The sequence below is a fragment of the Citrobacter amalonaticus genome (assembly GCF_001559075.2).
Taxonomy (GTDB): domain Bacteria; phylum Pseudomonadota; class Gammaproteobacteria; order Enterobacterales; family Enterobacteriaceae; genus Citrobacter_A; species Citrobacter_A amalonaticus_F.
Genome location: NZ_CP014015.2, coordinates 3544865 through 3562692 on the forward strand (window position 1 = coordinate 3544865; position 17828 = coordinate 3562692).

The following is a 17828-nucleotide window of genomic DNA, read 5'->3' on the forward strand; positions in this document are numbered from 1 at the left end:
CTTTGAACAAGGAGTTTTCCATGAGTCAGGTAAGCGCTGAATTCATTCCGACCCGCATTGCTATTTTGACGGTATCTAATCGTCGTGGCGAAGAGGACGATACCTCCGGCCATTTTCTGCGTGATTCCGCGCAGGAAGCGGGGCATCAGATTATCGATAAAGCGATTGTCAAAGAGAACCGTTACGCCATTCGCGCGCAGGTTTCAGCATGGATTGCCAGTGATGCGGTGCAGGTGGTGTTGGTCACCGGCGGCACGGGCCTGACCGAAGGCGACCAGGCTCCGGAAGCGCTGCTGCCGTTATTTGATCGCGAAGTGGAAGGCTTCGGCGAAGTGTTTCGTATGCTGTCGTTTGAAGAGATCGGCACGGCTACGCTGCAGTCGCGCGCGGTGGCGGGCGTGGCCAACAAAACGCTGATTTTCGCGATGCCAGGCTCCACCAAAGCCTGCCGTACCGCGTGGGACAATATCATTGCACCGCAGCTTGATGCCCGTACGCGTCCCTGTAATTTTCACCCACATCTGAAGAAGTAATAAGTATGTCGCAACTGACTCACATAAACGCCGCCGGTGAAGCGCACATGGTGGATGTCTCCACAAAAGCGGAGACCGTCCGCGAAGCGCGCGCTGAAGCCTTTGTCACCATGCGCAGCGAAACGCTGGCCATGATTATCGACGGCAGCCACCACAAGGGCGATGTGTTCGCCACCGCGCGTATTGCCGGTATTCAGGCGGCAAAGCGCACCTGGGAGCTGATCCCGCTGTGCCATCCGTTGCTGTTGAGCAAAGTGGAAGTACAACTGCAGGCGCAACCTGAACACAATCGTGTCCGTGTTGAATCGCTGTGTCGTCTTACCGGCAAAACCGGGGTGGAGATGGAAGCGCTGACGGCGGCGTCCGTGGCCGCGTTGACCATTTACGACATGTGCAAAGCGGTGCAGAAAGATATGGTGATTGGTCCGGTGCGTCTGCTGGCGAAAAGCGGCGGTAAGTCTGGCGATTTTAAGGCGGATTCGAATGATTAAGGTTTTGTTCTTCGCTCAGGTTCGCGAACTGGTGGGTACCGATACGCTGGATGTGGCGGCAGATTTCCCGACGGTGGAAGCGCTGCGTCAGCATCTGGCTGCTAACAGCAACCGTTGGGCGCTGGCGCTGGAAGACGGCAAGCTGCTGGCGGCGGTAAACCAGACGCTGGTGAGCTTTGATCATCCGCTGACGGCGGGTGATGAAGTGGCTTTCTTTCCTCCGGTCACGGGAGGCTGAGATGGCGGAAACAAAAATTGTGGTCGGGCCTGCGCCGTTCAGCGTGGGGGATGAATATCCCTGGCTGGCGGCACGCGACGAAGACGGTGCGGTGGTGACTTTCACGGGTAAAGTGCGCAACCATAATCTCGGCGACAGCGTGAAGGCGCTCACGCTGGAGCACTATCCGGGAATGACGGAAAAAGCGCTGGCGGAGATTGTCGACGAGGCGCGGGCGCGCTGGCCGCTGGGACGCGTCACGGTGATTCACCGGATTGGCGAACTGTGGCCGGGCGATGAAATCGTCTTTGTCGGCGTCACCAGTTCGCACCGCAGCAGTGCGTTTGAGGCCGGGCAGTTCATCATGGACTATCTGAAGACGCGTGCGCCGTTCTGGAAGCGTGAAGCCACGCCGGAAGGCGAGCGCTGGGTGGAAGCCCGCGACAGCGATCGGCAGGCGGCAAAACGCTGGTAGCAGGAAATTGTGATACGCTTATCCAGAGTGGTCACTTTCAATCAGGAGATTATCATGGACCGATTTCCACGATCCGAATCAATCGTGCAGGCGCGTTCCGGCCTGCAAACCTATATGGCGCAGGTATACGGCTGGATGACGGTCGGGTTGCTGCTTACCGCGTTTATTGCGTGGTATGCGGCGAATACGCCAGCCGTCATGATGTTCGTCTTTTCCAGCAAAATTACGTTCTTCGGTTTAATCATCGCTCAACTGGCGCTGGTCTTTGTGCTGTCTGGCTTGGTGCATAAACTCAGTGCCGGCATGGCGACGACGCTGTTTATGCTCTATTCGGCGCTAACCGGGCTCACGCTCTCCAGTATTTTTGTCGTCTACACCTACTCCTCGATCGCCAGCACCTTTGTGGTCACCGGCGGGATGTTTGGCGTGATGAGCCTGTGGGGTTACACCACGAAGCGCGATCTGAGCGGCTGGGGAAACATGCTGTTTATGGCGCTGATCGGTATCATCCTGGCCTCACTGGTGAACTTCTGGCTGAAGAGTGAAGCGCTAATGTGGGCGGTGACCTATATCGGCGTGGTGGTGTTTGTCGGGCTGACCGCCTATGACACCCAGAAACTGAAGAACATCGGCGAGCAGATCGATGTGCGTGACAGTTCTAACCTGCGTAAATACTCGATTCTCGGCGCGCTTACGCTGTATCTGGACTTCATTAACCTGTTCCTGATGCTGCTGCGTATTTTAGGCAATCGCCGCTGAGTTCGTTGTGCCGGATGGCGGCTACGCCTTATCCGGCCAACGAAAATGATGCCGAGGGCGGTGACGAGGTATTACTTCGCCATCGCCTTCTCGTTCTTTGCCCGCAGCTTCTTCGCTCGACTCTCCAGCAGCAGATAGCTCAATAGCGCCAGCAAAAGCGGGACAAAGTAATACAGCATGCGATAGGCGATCAGGGCGGCAATAATCGTGCCTTGCGACGCGTGTTCCCCCGCCAGCAGCGCGATAAAGACCGCTTCCAGGACGCCAATTCCCGCAGGAATGTGGACAATCACCCCCGCGATACTGCTGACCAGCAGCACGCCCAGCACGAAGAAATAGTTTACCTGCTGGCCCAGCAGCAGCCAGATGATCGCCCCCATCACCATCCAGTTTGTGCTGGAGATAGCCATCTGGGCCAGCGCAAATTTCCACGACGGTAGCACCAGTTTTTGCCCTTTGATCGTCATATGACGATGCTTTGCGAAGGCGCAGAACCACAGATAAATAGCGATGATTAACAGCAGCACCCCGCCCAGAATGCGCAGCGTGCCCTCGTCGATATACCAGTGGGCCGGCAGTTGCACCACGCCAAAGGTGAAGATGATCCCGCCAAGCAGAATGTAGCCCAGCCAGTTGGTGGTGATGCTTAGAGAGAAGATACGGGTGATGGTGCCACCCGGCAGGCCGAGGCGGGAATAGAGTCGGTAGCGCATACCAATGCCGCCGACCCAGGTACTGAGCGTCAGGTTAAAGGCATAGCAGATAAACGACACCAGCATCACCTGCCGCTTTGCCAGCTTGTGACCACAATAGGCGCGGCCCAGCAGGTCATAGCAGCCATAGAGCAGATAGCTGAGGATCACCAGCCCGACGGCGCTCAGCAACGCAACCCGGTTGTAATCGCGAATGACGTTCCACACCTCCTCCCAGTTGACCTTGCTGGCGTAGACGACCAGCAGCACAATCACGGCGATAAAAAACAGCCAGGTGAGGATCTTTTTTGCCAGCCGCCAGCGCGGATGTGATTTTGCCATCAGGGTTTGGCTCCTGTGTTCTGTACCTCCACCCGATCCTGCGTTTCCATTTCGGGCTGGGCTGGCGGATCCACCTGCGCCAGATGGGGAGTATGTGCCGGAAGCCAGCCGACCAGCGCCGGGAAGTGACGTAAGAAGTGGAACGCCAGCACGCTTTTGGTCAGGTTCCACCAGGTGCGTCTCGGCAGCATCGACTCATCAACCTGCTTACAGTCTTCGGTAATGATCGCGTTGAGGTTGTCGCGCAGCGTCTGGTTGAACTGGCGATCGTGAACGATCAGGTTGGCTTCCAGATTAAGCGACAGGCTGAGCGGGTCGAGATTGCTGGAGCCGACCGTCGCCCAGTGGTCATCCATCAGCGCCACTTTGCCATGCAGTGGCTTACGGCGGTATTCGTAAACCTGGACATCGCCTTTCACCAGATAGTTGTACAACAGGCGGGCTCCGACTTTCACAATCGGCATATCCGGCTCCCCCTGCACGACCAGTTTGACGCGCACGCCGCGGCGGGCGGCTTTGCGCATGGCGTGCAGTAACCGGTAGCCAGGAAAGAAGTAGGCGTTGGCGATAATCACCTCCCGCCGTGCCTGGGTGAGCATTTTCAGGTAGTGACGTTCGATATCGTCGCGGTGCTCGTCGTTATCGCGCCAGACGAACAGCGCCTGCGCCTCGCCGGGCTGGCGGTTCTCTTCCGCACGGTGATGACGACGCCACCAGCGGCGCACCGCGCTCTGTCCGGGGAGATTTTCCACCTCAAACTGCAGAATATCGGCGACGACAGGTCCTTCCACACGCACTGCATAATCCTGCTTGGCTTCCGGGCCGTAGTCGGACATATGTTCGTCGGAATAGTTAATCCCGCCGACAAACGCCACCCGGTCGTCAATCACCACAATCTTGCGATGCATACGGCGAAAGACGTTGGTGCGCATACCAAAAATTCGGGGACGCGGATCGTAATAACGAAACACCACACCTGCTGAGGTCAGTTCGCCGACGAACGTATCACTTAGATCCGGCGAGCCGTAGCCGTCCAGCAGCACTTCCGCCTTCACGCCACGTTTTGCTGCGGCCAGCAGAGCCGCATGGAGCTGTTTCCCTACCTCATCTTCAAACCAGATGAAGGTTTCGAGAATAATTTTTTGCTGCGCATCGGCTATTGCCGCAAACACGGCGGGATAATACTGATCGCCGTTTTCCAGTAACTGGATCTGATTACCTTCACGCCAGCCACATTTCATAGATGGATCTCCGCGCTAAGGGGGGCATGGTCAGAGAGATGCCGCCAGTTGCACAGCGGCAGCGCTGTCGGCGAACTGGCATTGGCATTTTTCACGTAAATACGATCGAGGCGTAGCAGCGGCAGGCTGACGGGAAAGGTGCGCGCGGGGCGACCGCGGGCGCGGGTAAAAATCTCCTCAAGCCCGGCAGCGACTTTTAGCGGATAATTCGCTTTCTGCCGCCAGTCGTTGAAATCACCGGCCACCACCACCGGTTCGCCATCGGGCAGGGCGTTAACCCAGTTTGCCAGCAGGGTGAGCTGCGCCTGCCGGTGAGCTTCTCGCAGGCCGAGGTGAACACACATCACATGAATCGGTTTCCCGAGTTGCGGCGGAACAATACGACAGTAGAGCACGCCACGCTTTTCACTGCTGCCGACCGAAACATCCCGATTCTCATAATGTTCAATAGGATAGCGTGACAGCACCGCGTTGCCATGATGCCCTTGCGGGTAGACGGCGTTACGCCCGTAAGCGTAGTCACTCCACATGGTGTCGGCGAGAAATTCGTAGTGCGTGGTATCCGGCCAGTTTTCGACGTGCAGCGGATGCACTTCGTGCGCGCCCATCACCTCCTGCAGGCAGACAATGTCGGCGCCAACCGTACGAACGGCATCACGCAGTTCCGGTAAAATGAAGCGCTTGTTAAAGGCGGTAAAGCCTTTATGCGTATTGATGGTGAGCACGGTGAATGAAAAATTTCGTGTCGACTGAGTCATTTTTCTCCTGTTGGTGTCACGCTTCTGATTGAAATAGTGTAGTCGTCGTCACAAAAAGGTGCGGTGTTACGGAATTTTCCGTAAAGTGCGGTACTCTGAGTAATTAGAGAAAAATCTTTCAGGAGAAAAGCCATGAGGTGGCAACAACGAGTTCGTGTCGCAACGGGGTTAAGTTGCTGGCAGATTATGTTGCATTTACTGGTCGTGGCGTTGTTGGTCGTGGGCTGGATGAGTGGCACGCTGGTGCACGTCGGCCTGGGATTATGCGTAGTGTATGGTGTGACCGTATTACTGATGCTGGCGTTACAGCGTCATCATGAGCAGCGCTGGCGCGAAGTCGCCGACGTGCTGGAAGAACTCACCACCACCTGGTATTTCGGCGCGGCGCTGATTGTGCTGTGGCTGTTGTCCCGGGTTTTACAAAACAACGTCCTGCTGGCGTTAGCGGGACTGGCAATCCTGGCCGGACCCGCTGTGGTTTCGCTGCTGGCGAAAGACAAAAAACTACATGATTTTGCGTCTAAACATCGCATACGCCGCTGATCCCGTCGTGGCCGCTATTACCAGTAGCGGCCACAAGCTTCCCCAGACAATCTGCAAACTCGCATCTTTCAAATAGATCTGCTTGGTGATATCCGTGAAGTGACGGATCGGGTTTATCCACGTCAGATTCTGCAACCAGACCGGCATGTTCTCGACCGGAGAGACGTAGCCCGACAGTAAAATCGCCGGCATCATAAAGACGAATACACCGATAAACGCCTGCTGCTGCGTGGAGCAGAGTGAGGAGATCAGCAGGCCAAATCCCACCAGCGACAGCCCGTAAATCACCATCGTGAAGTAAAACAGCGCCAGCGACCCGGCAAACGGGATCTGATACGCCCAGATACCAACTGCCAGCACAATAGAGGCCTGGCCGGTGGCCACAATCAGTGCAGGAACCGCTTTACCGATAAATATTTGCCAGGTGGTGAGCGGGGAGACCAACAGCTGATCCAGCGTGCCCTGTTCGCGCTCGCGCGCTACGGACAGCGAGGTGACGATCATCACGCCAATGGTCGTGATCATCGCGATCAGTGAGGGCACCACAAACCATTTGTAGTCGAGATTAGGGTTGTACCAGTTGCGAACCACCAGCTCGCTGTTATTCGGCTTCGGCTTGCCTTCCATCAGCTCCTGCTGGTAGTTCTTCACGATTTGCTGAAGATAGTTGGCGGCGATCTGCGCGCTGTTCGAGTTACGACCATCAAGGATTAACTGCATGGGCGCAGACTGAAAGGTATCCAGATTGCGCGAGAAATCCGCCGGAAAACGCACCAGCAGCAGCGCCTTTTGCGTATCGATCGTGGGCTGAATTTCCTGCGGGCTTTTCAGTAACAGGATGTGGGTAAAGGCTTTGGCGCGGGCAAAGCGCTGGGTCAGCTCAACCGAGTGCTTCCCGTTGTCTTCGTTATAGATGGCGATGGTGGCGTTAGTGACTTCCAGCGTCGCGGCAAAGGGAAACAGAAGCACCTGAATCAGCACCGGCAGAATCAGGATCGCGCGGGTTTGCGGCTCGCGTAACAGCGACTGCAGTTCTTTGCGAATTAACGTCCATAAACGATGAAACATAGTGTTGCCCTTATACCCGATGAAGCACCTCGTAGGCCTGATAAGCGCAGCGCCATCAGGCACACTGCCTTTTATTACATCAATCCAGCCGACGTTTGGTTTTTATCCATGTCAGACCAATAAACATCACCGCCGAGGCTACCAAAAACAGCACGTTGACAATCAGCACCACCGGAATATTACCGGCGAGAAACAGGCTTTGCAGGGTACTGACGAAGTAGCGTGCCGGAATAATGTAGGTCACCGCACGGATCACCGCAGGCATACTGTCTATCTGGAAGATAAAACCTGACAGCATAATTGACGGCAAAAAGGCGGCGTTAAGCGCCACCTGGGCGGCATTAAACTGGTTGCGGGTGATGGTAGAGATCAACAGTCCCATCCCCAGCGTACTGAGCAAAAAAAGGCTGGTGATGAAAAACAGCAGCAGCAGCGATCCGCGATACGGGACGCCGAGAACAAACACCGATACCAGCATACACAGCAGCATCGCCAGCATGCCGAGGAAGTAGTAGGGGATGAGCTTGCACAGCAACAGCTCGGCGCGCGTCACTTCCGTAGAGAGCAACGCTTCCATGGTCCCGCGTTCCCATTCACGCGCCACCACCAGTGAGGTGAGGATTGCGCCGATTACCGTCATGATGATGGTCACCGCGCCAGGGATAATAAAATGCTGGCTGATTGCCGCCGGATTAAACCAGTAGCGGGTCTGCACCTCAATCAGCGGTTCAAACGTTTCCCCGCGATCTTCCGCCCGTTGCATCTGCCAGATTTGCCAGATCCCTTCCACATAGCCCTGCACGAAGTTGGCGGTATTGGGTTCACTGCCGTCAGTGATGACCTGAATGGGCGCGGTGTCGTTGGCGCGCGCCATCTGCTGGGCGAAATCGACCGGAATCACCACCAGGCCGCGAATACGCCCGGCCTGCATCTTTTCAATCAGCGCCTGGCGATTATCGCTAATGGTGGCGTCGATGTACGGCGAGCCGGTCATCGCATGGGTAAAGTCCAGCGCCTCTTCGCTTTGCTGCTCAAGCAGGATCCCCACCCGCAGCTTGCTGGAGTCAAGGTTAATGCCGTAGCCAAAAATAAACAGCAGCAGCAGTGGGATCACCACGGCGATCAGCCAGCTACTGGGATCGCGGACGATCTGCCGCGTCTCTTTGACGCACAGCGCCCGTACGCGACGCCAGGAGAGAAGGCGGTTACGCATTGGCATGCTCCTTATCCCAGTCGTTAATCAGCCGGATAAAAGCCTGCTCCATGGTCGGGTCCGGCGTGTCATCATCGGCGGCCTGCGCTTTCAGATCGTCCGGCGTGCCGCTGGCAATCAATTTCCCGCGATAGACCAGGCCGATACGGTCGCAATATTCCGCTTCGTCCATAAAGTGCGTGGTCACCATCACCGTCACGCCTTTTTCCACCATGCTGTTGATATGCAGCCAGAACTCGCGGCGGGTGAGGGGATCGACGCCTGAAGTGGGTTCATCGAGAAACAGGATGTCCGGTTCATGCATCAGCGAACAGGCCAGCGCCAGACGCTGCTTAAAGCCCAGTGGCAGTTCGTCGGTAGCATGCGAGGCGATACTCTTCAGGCCAAACGCCTCGCTCATACGGGCAATTTTTTCGTTCTGCGCGCGTCCCCGCAGGCCATAAACGCCGGAGAAAAAGCGCAGGTTTTGCTCCACCGTCAGGTTGCCGTAGAGCGAGAATTTTTGCGCCATATAGCCCAGATGCTGGCGTGCTTTGCCGGAGCTGACCTTCAGATCCATGTCCAGCACCAGCGCTTTTCCGGATGTGGGTACTAACAGGCCGCACATCATTTTAAAGGTCGTCGATTTGCCCGCGCCGTTGGGGCCCAGCAGGCCAAAAATTTCACCACGCTGGACGGCAAAATCGACGTGGTCGGTGGCGGCGAAGTCGCCAAATTTCTTGGTCAGCGCTTTCGCTTCAATCACCGTTTCACCCGGCGTTCCCTCTACGGTATGCAGAATGGCACCCAGCGGTGATTCAGAGGTCGCGGCACCGCCCAGCAGATCGATAAACGCGTCTTCGAAGCGTGGCGCCGTCTCGCTGATGTCGATCTCCGGCATGCCGTTGGCATGGCGAATGTCGTCCGCCGTGGCCTCTTTTTTCAGGATCAGACGCACCGATTTCCCCTGGATCATACCGTTGCTGACCTGCGGCAGTTTTAACGCCCGCTGGAGCAGTTTACGGTTGTTTTCCTGCGGGCTGTGCATCAAAAAACTACGTCCCGCCATGGTTTGCGTCAGTTGGGTTGGCTCCCCCTGATACAGCAGTTCGCCTTCGTTCATCAGCAGCACGTCCCGACACTGTTCGGCTTCATCCAGATAGGAGGTGCTCCACAGGATCAGCATCCCGTCGCCCGCCAGTTCGTGCACCATCTGCCACAGTTCGCGACGTGAAATCGGATCAACGCCGACGCCAGGTTCATCCAGCAGCAGCACTTTAGGTTCGCCGACCAGCGTACAGGCCAGCCCCAGCTTCTGTTTCATCCCGCCGGACAGTTTTCCCGCCAGACGCCCGGTAAACGGGCCGAGCGAGGTAAACTCCAGCAGGCGGGCAAAGGTTTTTTCTCGTACCTCGCCCGTCACGCTGCGTAAATCCGCGTACAGGTTGAGGTTCTCCATCACGGTGAGATCCTCATACAGACCGAATTTCTGCGGCATGTAACCGAGCACGGCGTGCAGTGCGCTGTCGTTTTTGATCGGATCAAAGCCAATCACCGTCGCGCTGCCACCATCCGGCTTCAGCAAGCCCGCCAGCATTCGCATCAGCGTGGTTTTCCCGGCACCATCCGGCCCCACCAGACCGGTTACATACCCGGCGTGAATCGTACAGTCGAGTGGGGCGACCGCCGGTTTTTCCAGTCCGGCAAAACGCTTAGTCAGCCCGCTTAGCGTGATGACGGCGTCATTCATGTCCAGCCTCGTTGCCGAACTTCACCGTCACCGGCATGCCCTGGCGCAGGGCGTCGTCGGCATCGGTGACCACAATGCGCAGACGGTAAACCAGATCGGTACGCAGGTCTGGCGTCTCTACCGTTTTCGGAGTGAATTCTGCCGTCGGAGAGACAAAACCGATTTTACCGTGGTAAGGCTTGTCGGGACGTCCATCGGTGTACAGCAGGATTTCGCGTCCCGGCTGTGCCTGAGAGAGATGACGTTCGTCGACGTAGGCGCGCACCCAGACCGGTCGGGTGAGGGAGAGCGTCAGCACGGTGCCTCCTGCGCTGAGCATGCTGCCAGGTTCGACCGCACGGGTTAACAGCGTGCCGTTCGACGGAGCGACAAGCGTGGTGTCATGGAGGTCGAGTTCCGCCTGTGCCAGCTGTGCCTGCGCCTGTTCAAGGCTGGCTTTCGCCTGGGCGATATCCTGTTCGCGATTACCGGAACGGTACTGACTCAGTTTGTCCTGCGCGGATTTCAACGTGGCCAGCGCCTGGTCGCGGGAAGAACGGGCGTTTTCCAGATCGTTAGCGGAAATGGTGCGGCTTTTCCACAACCCCTGCTGGCGGTTGTAGAAATTCTGCGCGTAATCATAGGCTGCCTGGGCCTGTTTCACCGCTGCCGCAGCCTGGGCGATCTCTTCCTGACGATAGCCCGCCAGCATCAAATCGTACTGGGCCTGGGCGACGGAAACGCCCGCTTTTGCCTGCATCAGGGCGTTCTCATAGGGAGCATGATCCAGTTCGCCCAGCACCTGTCCCGTTTTAATGGCATCTCCTTCATCCACCGCCAGCGATGCGAGTCGACCACCGACACGAAAGCTGAGGTTAACGGTACGGATGTCCACGTTGCCGTAGAGCGTCAGCCCGTTATCCTGTCGACTTTGATACCACCATGTGCCACCGGCAATCACGGCGAGCAGTGCCGCAATCACCAGCCCGATAACGACAGGTTTTTTCATCAGTCCAGACTCCTTTGCGATAACCCTTGCAGAATAAGATCGATATGACAGGTCACGGTCTGCGTAATCAGTGCGGTTTTTTCTTCATCAAACTGCGACCAGCCGGTACGTAACAAAATGGTTTCTTTACCGAGACGGAATGCCAGCACTTCGCCGAGCAGCGCGTGGGTATGCAGAATCATGCGCGTATCGCTGGCGTCGCAGCCGGTATACGCGGCGATAAGACGGGTCAGATGACTGTGCAGCGGCTCAATAACCTGCTCGTGCACCCGTTGATAGGCCGCGGTAGGGGAGAGCTGTTCACGCGAGATAAATTTGCTCAGATTGACGGTGTCATCCTGGGTCAACAGCATGATCATGTTTTTGCAGGCGCGCAGAATCAGCTCGCGCATGGCCGCACGGTCGGGGTGGGGCTCGGCGAATAAGCGTTCGGCTTCTTCCGCGTGCGGCCGAAACTGCCCGCCAATAAAATCGGCAATCCACTGGGCGCAGGCGAGGTATAAATCCTCTTTTGAGCCAAAATAGTAGGTAATGGCGGCAATATTTTGCCCGGCCTGCGCGGCAATGTCGCGGGTGGTGGCGTGCAGGCCATATTCGCCAAACTGTGCCAGTGCGGCGGCAATCAGCTGGCTTTTGGCCTGTTCACCTTTCGTGGTCATGGTGGGCGTATTCATCACGCGACCTAATTCTTAATCAATCGATTGATTAAGATTATGACTGAATATTCTCCTTGTCCAGTCTGGTCGTTTATTTTGTCTTTTCCAGTGACAGGGATAATTTATGCGGTGTGTCACAAAAACTGCTACACTCCGCCCCTTCATGACATTGTGGTTTTTGTCATTCCCAAATTGTATGCATCTCCCTGAAAACGACACCGGGAACGGTCGGGGCGGTTCGGAGTAGTTATGTCTTTTGATTCCCTGGGTTTAAATCCTGATATTCTGCGCGCCATTGCCGAGCAGGGTTACCGTGAACCTACCCCTATTCAGCAACAGGCGATCCCCGCCGTGCTGGAAGGTCGCGACCTGATGGCGAGTGCGCAGACCGGTACCGGTAAAACGGCGGGCTTTACGCTGCCGCTGTTACAGCACCTTATTACCAAACAGCCGCACGGCAAGGCACGTCGCCCGGTGCGGGCGCTGATCCTGACGCCGACGCGTGAACTGGCGGCGCAGATTGGTGAAAACGTCCGTGATTACAGCAAGTATCTGAACATTCGTTCGCTGGTGGTTTTTGGCGGCGTGAGTATTAACCCGCAGATGATGAAACTGCGTGGTGGCGTCGATGTGCTGGTGGCAACGCCGGGCCGCTTGCTGGACCTGGAACACCAGAACGCGGTGAAGCTGGACCAGATTGAGATTCTGGTACTGGATGAAGCGGACCGTATGCTGGATATGGGCTTTATTCACGATATTCGCCGGGTGTTAGCGAAACTGCCGGCGAAGCGTCAGAACCTGCTGTTTTCCGCGACGTTCTCTGATGAGATCAAGGCGCTGGCTGAAAAGCTGTTGCATAACCCGCTGGAAATTGAAGTGGCGCGTCGCAACACGGCGTCTGAGCAGGTGACGCAGCACGTCCATTTTGTCGATAAGAAACGCAAGCGCGAACTGTTGTCGCAGATGATCGGTCAGGGCAACTGGCAGCAGGTGCTGGTCTTTACCCGCACCAAACACGGCGCTAATCACCTGGCGGAACAGCTCAACAAAGATGGTATCCGCAGCGCAGCAATCCACGGTAACAAGAGCCAGGGAGCGCGTACCCGTGCGCTGGCGGATTTTAAATCAGGCGATATCCGCGTGCTGGTGGCGACTGACATTGCAGCGCGCGGTCTGGATATCGAAGAACTGCCGCACGTGGTGAACTACGAGCTGCCGAACGTTCCGGAAGATTATGTGCACCGTATCGGCCGTACCGGTCGTGCTGCGGCGACGGGTGAAGCGCTGTCGCTGGTTTGTGTTGATGAACACAAACTGCTGCGTGACATTGAAAAACTGCTGAAAAAAGAGATCCCGCGTATTACTACGCCGGGCTACGAGCCGGATCCATCGATTAAAGCTGAGCCGATCCAGAATGGTCGTCAGCAGCGTAGCGGCGGTGGCGGCGGTCGAGGCCGCGGTCAGGGACAAGGGCAGGGCGCGGGTCGTGCTCAGCAGCCGCGTCGTCAGGACGGTGGCGCGCCAAAAGTCGGCGCTAAACCTTCACGCCGCACAGGCGATGCGAAACCGGCAGGCGAAAAGCCCCGTCCGCCGCGTCGTCCACGCAGAATTACGCCAGTACAGTAAGGGGGCAGGGGAACCTGATACTCTGAGAAATGTTACGTTCACTCTATATTCAGTGGTTCTCTGAAACCGCAGTACACGTGAACGTGCAAGGGAGGCTCACCGCCGCCTCCCTTGCAACCCTGGCTCCCGGCCGGGAAAATCGCCACTTCGTGGTCCATTCGCCTTATGTCGTCTGCCTGTCGGGTCGGGGCCGAGCCTGCATCCCTGCAGGCCGTCCCCTCCGCCCGCTTCCCTGCGGGCGGACCCGGTCAGCCGTCAACGGCTCATCGATTTTCACGCCGGACCAACGGCATCGCTTCGATTCTCAGCCTTTCAGGTAAATTCATTTCGCTGTAAAAAGTAAACCGCTCAGGTGGTCAGGTGTGGATGGGGCCGACTGAAAATTGCCGACGCGTTTCCGTAAGGCCGGGGAACCCGCAAGGATGCGGGTTCAGGGCGTGCGAAGCAGGGACGCTGAGTCGCGCCCGTCCCGGTAGCCTGGAGGAATAAGCGGAGGGCATCGCGAAGCGACAATTTTCCTGTCGGGAGCCTGGATTGTTAAGGAGGCGGCGACGAGCCTCCTTAACCCGTTCACTGGTGCTGGTGCACCAGACTAGCTGCGGACATGAGGTGAACGGTACCCGTCCCAGAGGTGGCATATGCTTCGCAAAGCGAATACAACCCCCCCTCACTCCCCCGAATTCTGCGATTTCAACACAATAGAACAGGTATATCTTCCCGCCGGGTGAATCGAAATCGTGGTCTCGAACACTTTTCCGTCACGATCCCGATAGCGTCGTACGATGCGCATCCCCGGAGAGTCGGGCTCGACATTCAGTATCTTCGCGATTTTCTTCGGTACGCCAACGGCGGTGATCGTCTGATGCACTTCGTGACTCTTAATTCCGTAGTGCGTTTCGATCAGATCGCTAATCAGCGAGTGCGGATCGTCGCGGATAAACGCGCGCAGCCTGGAATAATCGGTGCTGGCGTAACTGTCCGTCCAGCAAATAGGCGCATCCGGGTTTTGCGCATCCTCGCGAATACTGGCGATATGCAGCCAGCGTGAACCAGGCGGGCAATCTATCAGCTGGGAAAGCTCAATATCCGCCACAATCTCATCGATCTTTTTAATCACCCGCAGGTTGTTTTTCGCCAACAGCAGCAGATCTTCCAGATGCGACAGCGGATGGTTAACCCCGCTCGCCTGCGGTTCGCATACGCGCGTACCTGCGCCTTTACGTCGCGAAATCAACCCCTGTTCCGTTAATTCCCGCAGCGCTTCGCGCATGGTGTGACGGCTTACTTGCCAGGTTTCGCACAGTTCCATTTCTGTCGGAAACAGTGAACCGGGCGGGTAAGTTCCTGTCGAGATTTGATGGGCCAGTTCACGGGCTATCCGTTTGTACAGAGATTCTTTCATCGCAATTTCGTCAAATAATTAATGATCACAGTCACAAAAATGGGTACGGGCTATTCCATACATTCGTCATGATTATTATAAATGTCCGTACATTCTAAATGTACGGACATTCATGTATGTGCGGACATTGTTGTTGTCCCGGTTGCGTTGTAAACCGGGTCAGACGCTCATCTTATCATTATCAGATTGAACCGGGGGATTTATGGCTTCGAATGTAATGGATTCTGTTTTATTTAGAGATTCTTTTGGTACACCGGCAATGCGCGCGGTGTTTGATGACTACGAACTCATTCGCAAGTATGTCGAAGTGGAGGTGGCGCTCGCCAAAGCGCAGGCGCGTTGCGGAGTGATTCCGGAAGCCGCAGCTAAAGAGATCGCCGAGAAGTGCAATGCCGATACGCTGGATTTCGATTTGCTGCGCCATGAGACGGAAATCGTCGGTTATCCGATCCTGCCGCTTGTGCACCAGATTTCAAAGCAGGCCGGAGGGTCTGGCGGCTATGTGCACTGGGGGGCGACGACGCAGGACATTATGGATACGGCGGTGGTACTGCAAATCCGTGACGCCTTTGAACTGATCGAAGCGGATATGAACCGGTTGCGCGCAACGCTGGCAGATCTGGCGCTGCGCTATCGGGATACACCGATGGCCGGTCGCACCCATTTACAGCAGGCGCTGCCGGTGACCTTCGGTTATAAAGCCGCCATCTGGCTGGACATGTTTGAACGCCACGCCGAACGACTGCAACAGGCGCGTCCGCGTGTACTGGTCGGTGAATTTGCCGGGGCTGCCGGAACGCTGGCATCGCTGGGCGACAAAGGATTGCCGGTACAAAAAGCGCTGATGGAAGAGTTAGGTCTCAACGTCCCGACCTCCACCTGGCACGTAGCGCGCGACGGCTTCGCCGAAGCGGTAAATTTACTGGCGGTCATCACCGGTTCGCTAGGAAAAATTGCTTATGACGTGATGCTGATGGCGTCGAACGAGTTTGGTGAACTGTATGAACCGTTCGTAAAAGGACGTGGCGCCAGCAGCACGATGCCGCAAAAACGTAACCCTATCTCCAGTGAGTTGATGCTGGCCTGTGCGAAAGGCGTTCGCCAACAGGCCGGATTGATGCTGGATGCGATGGTTCAGGATCTGGAGCGCGCCACCGGACCGTGGCACGCGGAATGGATTGCGATCCCGGAAAGTTTCGTCCTGAGCGCAGGGGCGCTGCATCAGGCCAACTTCATGCTGGCAGGACTGGAGGTCGATGAAGCCGCGATGACGCGCAATCTGGGAATGACCAATGGACTGATTGTGGCCGAAGCCGTGATGATGGGGCTGGCTCCGTACATCGGTCGTCAGGATGCTCACGATGTGGTGTATGACGCCTGTCGCATCGTCAATGAGAAGGGCGGTCATCTGGCCGATGTACTGAATGCCATGCCGACCGTCGCACAACGACTGGATCCGCAACTGATTAACCAACTGACCGACCCGGCAAATTATCTGGGAATGGCGCCTGAGATGGTCGATCAGGTGCTGGCCAAATATCAGTCACGGAAATGAACATTCTCGTGCTAACGGAATAAGGATATGGCTATGTCTACAAATTCTGTCGCGGGAAAGAAACTTCTCTCATTTCTGATCCCGCTGGTGATCGGTGCCGTCATTTGGTTTATTCCCGTCCCTGAAGGGTTAACGCCGGCGGCCTGGCATATGTTTGCGATTTTTGCCGCCACTATTGCGGCAATCCTGACCCAGCCGCTCCCTTCGGGGGCGGTCATGCTGATTGCGCTTTGCGTGGTCATCTTTAGCAAAACGTTGACCGAGGCAAAGGCGCTGTCGGGCTTTGCCTCTGGCACGGTATGGCTGATTTTCTGCGCCTACGTGCTTTCGCTGGGGTTTGTCACCTCCGGGCTGGGGAAACGCATTGCCTATAAAATGCTGTCGCTGTTTGGTGGCAGTAGCCTGGGGATCGCCTATTCGCTTGGCGTTTCCGACCTGATTATGGCCCCGGCGATGCCTTCTGTAACGGCGCGTTCCGGCGGGATTATTTTCCCGATCGCCCGCTCAATCAATGACGTGCTCGGTTCGGCGCCCGGCGTGACCGGTAAGCGGATTGGCGATTTCTTAACGATGGTCTGCTTTCAGTTCACGCCGATCACCGGGGCGATATTTTTAACGGGGATGGCGGCGAACCCGTTGGTGGCAAGCCTGGCAAAATCCACGCTGGGTCTGGAGATCACCTGGGGCGGCTGGTTTATTTCCGCCGTCGTTCCGGCGATGGTCTGTTTTTGCCTGATGCCGCTGCTGGTCTACAAGCTGCTGGATCCGGAACTGAAACAGACTCCGGAAGCCAAAGCGATGGGCAAACAGTCGCTGAGCGAACTGGGCGGTATGAGCAGTAATGAGAAAAAAGTAGCCATAGGCTTTGTGCTGGCGCTGGTGGGCTGGGGAACCAGTCTGATAACTGGCCTCTCTGCGACGTCGGTTGGGTTGGGGCTGGCCGCCTATTTGTTTGCGACCGGAGCGGTCAGTTGGAAAAGTCTCCTCAATGACCATGCGGCGTGGGATACGGTGATCTGGTTCAGCGTGATCATCAGCCTGGCGACGGGTCTGGCGGATCTGGGATTCATCAAATGGATGACGGTGAAGCTGGGTAGCGGGATTCAGGGGTTCGGTGCAATGGAAGCCTTCATCGTGCTCGGTGTCTTGTATATCTACGTCCACTACCTGTTTGCTACCGCCACGGGGCACGTTGCCGCGCTGTACGCGCCATTTGCCGCCACGGCGATTGCTGCCGGCGCACCGCCGATGATGGTGGCTATCTGCTTCGGTATCTTCAGTAACCTGATGTGGGGGAACACCGAGTACGGCGGCGGACCCGGTCCTATCTACTTTGCGCAAGGCTATTTCGAGCGACCACGGTTTTACCGAATCAACCTGTGCGTGGTGACCTTCAACGTCATTATCATTTTCGCCGTGGGCATGCTGTGGTGGAAGCTGCTGGGTTACTATTAAGTCGCAGCGCAGTTGCCTGATGGCGCTGCGCTTATCAGGCCTACGCGCACAGATTGGTATATAGCCGTAGGCCGGATAAGGCGTA

At 56.6% G+C, this 17828-nt stretch carries 18 protein-coding genes; 9 read left to right on the top strand and 9 right to left on the bottom strand.

The window, feature by feature from the left end; translation table 11 throughout:
• The first annotated feature begins 20 nt into the window (after positions 1-20).
• Genes moaB through AL479_RS17120 form a run of 5 tightly spaced genes read left to right on the top strand, consistent with a single transcriptional unit; the run spans position 21 to position 2475 of the window.
• Positions 21-533 carry a molybdenum cofactor biosynthesis protein B gene (moaB, locus tag AL479_RS17100; RefSeq protein ID WP_061076924.1) on the top strand — a complete coding sequence of 171 codons (513 nt, stop codon included), beginning with the start codon at positions 21-23 and terminating at the stop codon, positions 531-533.
• A 5-nt stretch (positions 534-538) separates the two neighbouring features.
• Positions 539-1024: a cyclic pyranopterin monophosphate synthase MoaC gene (gene moaC, locus AL479_RS17105; protein ID WP_044256450.1), complete on the top strand. Its 486-nt coding sequence runs from the start codon at positions 539-541 to the stop codon at positions 1022-1024.
• Positions 1017-1262: a molybdopterin synthase sulfur carrier subunit gene (moaD, locus tag AL479_RS17110; RefSeq protein ID WP_061076925.1), complete on the top strand. Its 246-nt coding sequence runs from the start codon at positions 1017-1019 to the stop codon at positions 1260-1262. The genes moaC and moaD overlap by 8 nt, the downstream gene beginning before the upstream one ends.
• Before the next feature lies 1 nt (position 1263).
• Positions 1264-1716: a molybdopterin synthase catalytic subunit MoaE gene (moaE, locus tag AL479_RS17115; protein WP_061076926.1), complete on the top strand. Its 453-nt coding sequence runs from the start codon at positions 1264-1266 to the stop codon at positions 1714-1716.
• A 54-nt stretch (positions 1717-1770) separates the two neighbouring features.
• Entirely contained in the window at positions 1771-2475 is a 705-nt protein-coding gene (locus tag AL479_RS17120) for a Bax inhibitor-1 family protein (RefSeq protein ID WP_061076927.1), read from the top strand.
• Between the two features lie 71 nt (positions 2476-2546).
• Here the strand turns inward: AL479_RS17120 and AL479_RS17125 are convergent, their stop codons facing one another.
• From AL479_RS17125 to AL479_RS17135, 3 genes are read right to left on the bottom strand one after another with little or no spacing between them, the layout of a single operon-like run.
• The gene (locus AL479_RS17125; RefSeq protein WP_061076928.1) at positions 2547-3509 is read right to left on the bottom strand and encodes a lysylphosphatidylglycerol synthase domain-containing protein; all 963 of its coding nucleotides are present in this window, start codon (positions 3507-3509) and stop codon (positions 2547-2549) included.
• Positions 3509-4750: a cardiolipin synthase ClsB gene (gene clsB, locus AL479_RS17130; protein WP_061076929.1), complete on the bottom strand. Its 1242-nt coding sequence runs from the start codon at positions 4748-4750 to the stop codon at positions 3509-3511. The genes AL479_RS17125 and clsB overlap by 1 nt, the downstream gene beginning before the upstream one ends.
• Complete coding sequence (locus AL479_RS17135) at positions 4747-5508, bottom strand: endonuclease/exonuclease/phosphatase family protein (protein WP_061076930.1); 762 nt, start codon at positions 5506-5508, stop codon at positions 4747-4749. The genes clsB and AL479_RS17135 overlap by 4 nt, the downstream gene beginning before the upstream one ends.
• Positions 5509-5640: 132 nt before the next feature.
• Between AL479_RS17135 and AL479_RS17140 the strand changes: the two genes are divergently transcribed.
• Positions 5641-6051 carry a YbhQ family protein gene (locus tag AL479_RS17140; protein WP_061076931.1) on the top strand — a complete coding sequence of 137 codons (411 nt, stop codon included), beginning with the start codon at positions 5641-5643 and terminating at the stop codon, positions 6049-6051.
• On the opposite strand, the gene AL479_RS17145 is transcribed toward AL479_RS17140, so the two are convergent.
• The 5 genes from AL479_RS17145 to cecR form a co-directional block, all read right to left on the bottom strand.
• The gene (locus AL479_RS17145; protein WP_061076932.1) at positions 6013-7119 is read right to left on the bottom strand and encodes an ABC transporter permease; all 1107 of its coding nucleotides are present in this window, start codon (positions 7117-7119) and stop codon (positions 6013-6015) included. The two genes, AL479_RS17140 and AL479_RS17145, sit on opposite strands and share 39 nt — an antisense overlap.
• 79 nt (positions 7120-7198) lie before the next feature.
• Entirely contained in the window at positions 7199-8332 is a 1134-nt protein-coding gene (locus AL479_RS17150; RefSeq protein WP_061076933.1) for an ABC transporter permease, read from the bottom strand.
• Positions 8325-10061, bottom strand: coding sequence for an ATP-binding cassette domain-containing protein (locus tag AL479_RS17155; RefSeq protein WP_061076934.1), 1737 nt, complete (start codon positions 10059-10061; stop codon positions 8325-8327). Before AL479_RS17155 ends, AL479_RS17150 begins: the two co-directional genes overlap by 8 nt.
• On the bottom strand, positions 10054-11049 hold the full coding sequence (gene hlyD / locus AL479_RS17160; protein WP_061076935.1) for a secretion protein HlyD: 996 nt from the start codon (positions 11047-11049) through the stop codon (positions 10054-10056). The genes AL479_RS17155 and hlyD overlap by 8 nt, the downstream gene beginning before the upstream one ends.
• Positions 11049-11723 carry a transcriptional regulator CecR gene (cecR, locus tag AL479_RS17165; RefSeq protein ID WP_061076936.1) on the bottom strand — a complete coding sequence of 225 codons (675 nt, stop codon included), beginning with the start codon at positions 11721-11723 and terminating at the stop codon, positions 11049-11051. Before cecR ends, hlyD begins: the two co-directional genes overlap by 1 nt.
• Positions 11724-11954: 231 nt before the next feature.
• Between cecR and rhlE the strand changes: the two genes are divergently transcribed.
• On the top strand, positions 11955-13331 hold the full coding sequence (rhlE, locus tag AL479_RS17170) for an ATP-dependent RNA helicase RhlE (protein ID WP_061076937.1): 1377 nt from the start codon (positions 11955-11957) through the stop codon (positions 13329-13331).
• A gap of 667 nt (positions 13332-13998) precedes the next feature.
• Here the strand turns inward: rhlE and AL479_RS17180 are convergent.
• Entirely contained in the window at positions 13999-14733 is a 735-nt protein-coding gene (locus AL479_RS17180; protein ID WP_043001287.1) for a GntR family transcriptional regulator, read from the bottom strand.
• Positions 14734-14935: 202 nt separating this feature from the next.
• Here AL479_RS17180 and pcaB point away from each other — a divergent pair, with 202 nt between their 5' ends.
• Entirely contained in the window at positions 14936-16288 is a 1353-nt protein-coding gene (gene pcaB, locus AL479_RS17185; protein WP_061076938.1) for a 3-carboxy-cis,cis-muconate cycloisomerase, read from the top strand.
• A gap of 33 nt (positions 16289-16321) precedes the next feature.
• Positions 16322-17743, top strand: a complete 1422-nt coding sequence (locus tag AL479_RS17190) for a DASS family sodium-coupled anion symporter (protein WP_061076939.1) — start codon at positions 16322-16324, stop codon at positions 17741-17743.
• Positions 17744-17828: the final 85 nt, after the last annotated feature.